The organism is Microcoleus sp. OTE_8_concoct_300, from assembly GCF_031383065.1.
Taxonomy (GTDB): Bacteria; Cyanobacteriota; Cyanobacteriia; order Cyanobacteriales; family Microcoleaceae; genus Microcoleus.
The window spans coordinates 1-3,910 of record NZ_JANMZH010000730.1 but is presented as its reverse complement, the minus strand read 5'-3'; the positions used below and the strand labels follow the sequence as shown (position 1 = coordinate 3,910).

Sequence of the window (3,910 nt, the reverse complement as noted above, 5' to 3'; positions counted from 1 at the left end):
GAACTGTGTACCATAAGCCTCTTGTCCAAACTCTACTTCCATAGGTCGCCAATATTGCTCATAAAGCTTAGTCTGGAGCTGAGGTTCCAGTCCCATGAGGATGTAGTTACGGATTAGATCGGCTTGACTTAGCTCACGACCAGTTGAGTTCATACTCTCGAAAATGAGTTGTGGATTGTCCTGATCTCGGCTAAGGGCAACATCTACAACTAACAGTTTTGCTAGTCCTTTGCATATAGTCGCTAGCTTATCCTTAGAATCTTTAATCAACGACTCGAAAAGTTTTAAGTTTTCTGTCACGCGGATGGAAGAGTCTTTGGGTTGTTCGGATTTATTGAGAATGGCTATAAGTGAATCCTTATCAGTTTGCGAAAGAATGAGTTTGAAATGCTGTTCTCCATCTTCTTCAGGGTTAAGTAAATAATAGTTTCGTAATTTACGCTGTGAAAAACCTTCTACTGGCTCAGTATCATCAAGGGCATTAGCCAGTGCTGTAATTAATAATGTAACTGTTGTTAGGCGTTGCTGTCCGTCAATTACAAGCAGTGGTGACTGGCTTGATACTTGGTAAAGTCCTTTTTCTATGTAGACAATAGAGCCAACGAAGTGAGCAGTAATGTCATCGTTGGAGCCAGTACGCAGGATGTCCTCCCACAATTGCCGACATTCCTTTTCCGTCCACGAGTAGGTACGCTGGTAAATGGGAATAACGAACTGGGGGGACTTCTTGATAAAGGCGAGTAGCTTGGCTTCGGTGGCTTTCATGTTACAGCTCTCCTCGGTAAATAATATCGGCGTTGATTTAGTCTGTCAGATAGGGGGTAAAACCAGCAAGAAGAATGGACATCACTACCCTGTCGCGCATTTCAATGTCCCTAATTACCCTATTGGAACTACCTCCAGGCCTGATTCCAGGATAGTCAGATTCTGACCAAACTCCAAGGAATTCTCCACGCATAACTATAACTCTCCTCTAAATGCACGGTGTTGGAGGGAAGCAAAAAGGGTATCGAGTTCTGACAGTGAGGCGCGGTGAGCGGTTTTGAGTTTTTCTATGGCTTCGACGCGACGGGCAAATTCTTGTTGAAGATGGAGAGGTGGTTGAGCAATGTTAATGGTCTGTGCTTCAGTTGCGTTAATGTTTGCCATTCCGATGATGCTTTTACACATTCCACGAAGCACGCGCTTAGAGTAATTTGTGTTAAGGAATGCCGAAAGATATTCAGGATCGTTTTCTTTATTCACACGTAGACGAACCAGATAACCAGCAAACGCCATTGGATTACTAATATTACGAATAATTGCCGTCTTTCCTACGAGTTCAGCACTATTTGTTCGATTAAATAGCACATCTCCACAGCGGACAAGATAACGTTCCTTTTGGCTGTCAGCTAAATCCATATACTTTAGATCGGTCAAGTCTATCTCACCAGTTCGAGTAATGTTATTCATCCGCAAGACGGGAAATTCTCCTTCAGAACTAGATTTTTCGCTTGTTCCATAAGATGCAGATTCGAGTAAGTCTTTAATCTTACGAATTGTAAATCCCTTTGGATTTGTAACTGGATCGCCGAACATTTCTATGAAGAGGGCTTGGATAAGGGTGTCGAGTTGCGCGATCGCCTCCCGACGTTTAGATATGAGAGATTGGGCGCGATCGAGTACCTTCGCAATCCGCTTCTGTTCTTCTAATGGCGGGAGGGTAATCTTAATCGCCTTAAGGTGTGATGGGCCAAAGTTCTGTTGAGCCGTTCCCGTAACAAGTTTGGTAATCTGCGAACGGAACTCATGTCCATTGAGCCAAAAACGCAGGAAACAAAGATCCGATACTCCTTCGATTGCTTTGAAACGGATAGTGCTTGTGTTTAGACAAAGTGGAAGCTGGTGCTTTTCTACAAATGCTCCACGGGTGCGAAGAAAGCCGTCATCATCGAACGAGATTCCCGAACTAGCTATTACAAGATCCCCTGCATCAACTAGGAAATGTGAATATTTATTTGCTACTTCTTCCTCGCTTAGGTGACGATCAGTTTTTGCAAGGTTCAGTGTGCCTTCTTTTTCGATATTTCCAACATTTAAAAGCTTGATTCCTGAGTTCGTAAACTGCCATTTACGAACTCCTGGCCCTTCTTGAAACCAGAATGCTTCGGAGAGTGGTAGGCAAGGCCAATGTATATGGGAACGATTCACTTCAAAATCCCCTCCAATTCTTTCATCCCCTGCTGAATCTCTGCCTCCAGCTTTGCTAAATTAGCAAGGATATCTTTGGGTGTGCGGTGTTCTACCTCTTCATGCACCACTTCCTTGTAACGATTCAGGCTGAGGTCATACCCCTGAACCGCAATATCAGCCTTTGGCACACAAAAACTCTGAGCCGTGCGGAGTCGCTCTCGTTCCGTAGTATTCCGCAGTTGCCAACGACTCAACACATCCGGCAGATTATTCTTAGTATGTTCCTCTGCTGTTAACTGAGAAATAGGCACAGCACCTAATTTATCTTCAGCAAGCAAAGGCGTTCTTTTATCGTCCAAACTCCACCCGTCAGCATTCACATTGTAGAACCAAACAGAATCAGTTCCACCAGAGTTAGTTTTAGTAAATAGTAAAATCGCAGTAGAAACACCCGCATAAGGCTTAAATACACCACCAGGCAGAGAGATTACAGCATCTAGCTTCTGCTCCTCCACCAACAACCGTCGCAATTCCTTATGTGCCTTAGATGAGCCAAAAAGCACACCATCCGGTACAATTACTGCTGCCCGTCCCCCTGGTTTCAGCAATCTTAAAAACAAAGCCAGAAATAGCAATTCAGTTTTCTTGGTTTTGACGATCGCCTGCAAATCCTTAGCCGTGTTCTCATAGTCCAACGAACCAGCAAAGGGTGGATTAGCGAGGACAAGGGTATAAGATTCTTCATCACCAGAATGTTCCTGTGCCAGCGAATCCTGATAGCGCACATCCGGGTTTTCTACCCCATGCAAAAGCATATTCATACTGCCAATCCGCAGCATGGTATTGTCAAAATCGAACCCGTGAAACATCTGATGGTGGAAATGTTGCTTCATCTTGGTATCGCGCAGAATTTCCGGGTGATGCGATCGCAGATATTCATTAGCAGCCACCAGAAAACCGCAAGTTCCACTAGCTGGATCGCAAATCACATCGCCTGGGCTGGGTGCAGTCAGTTCCACCATCAACTGAATAACGTGGCGCGGTGTGCGAAACTGTCCATTTTGTCCAGCGGAGGCAATCTTGCCCAACATATATTCATAAAGGTCGCCTTTAGTGTCCCTGTCTTCCATCGGTACACCATCCAGCAAATCCACCACTTTAGAAAGCAGCGCCGGTGTCGGAATTGTGAAGCGGGCATCCTTCATGTGGTGCGCGTAAGTCGAACCATCCCCCCCCAAAGTCCGCAGGAAAGGGAAAACATGATCGTTGACGACCTCAAACATCTCCTTCGGCGCAAAATTCTTGAACCTCGACCAACGCAAATCCTCGTATGAGCGTTTTTTGATATCTTCCCCTTCTGGGAAAATCCGGCGTTCCATTGGGCGCTTGAGCCGATTAGCTTTGTTTTCTTCCAGAATATGTAAATCGTCGAGACGACGCAGAAACAGCAGATAAGTAATCTGCTCGATGACTTCGAGGGGATTGGAGATACCACCGGACCAGAAGGCATCCCAGATTTTATCTATTTGACTTTTGATTTCCCCAGATATCATATTGCGCTTTCTTGTCCCATAGATAATTCTAAAAATTAGGGCGATTATCAGTTTAGCTTGGATATGGTTTTGCTGGAGATATGCAGCCAAAATCTATCTGCTGCTTGTACTTCAGTTTGAAGGTTTGACCCTCTAGCTGCTGCTGAAGGTGATGGCGAGGGTGGGGGATTAGGTCAATGCGATGG

At 45.1% G+C, this 3,910-nt stretch carries 3 protein-coding genes; all 3 read right to left on the bottom strand.

The window, feature by feature from the left end; genetic code table 11:
• On the bottom strand, positions 1-765 hold a 765-nt coding region (locus ACUVJL_RS32840; RefSeq protein ID WP_445249661.1), incomplete at its 3' end, for a DUF262 domain-containing protein.
• Between the two features lie 195 nt (positions 766-960).
• Entirely contained in the window at positions 961-2,190 is a 1,230-nt protein-coding gene (locus tag ACUVJL_RS32835; protein ID WP_445249660.1) for a restriction endonuclease subunit S, read from the bottom strand.
• The gene (locus ACUVJL_RS32830; RefSeq protein WP_445249659.1) at positions 2,187-3,725 is read right to left on the bottom strand and encodes an N-6 DNA methylase; all 1,539 of its coding nucleotides are present in this window, start codon (positions 3,723-3,725) and stop codon (positions 2,187-2,189) included. Before ACUVJL_RS32830 ends, ACUVJL_RS32835 begins: the two co-directional genes overlap by 4 nt.
• Positions 3,726-3,910: the final 185 nt, after the last annotated feature.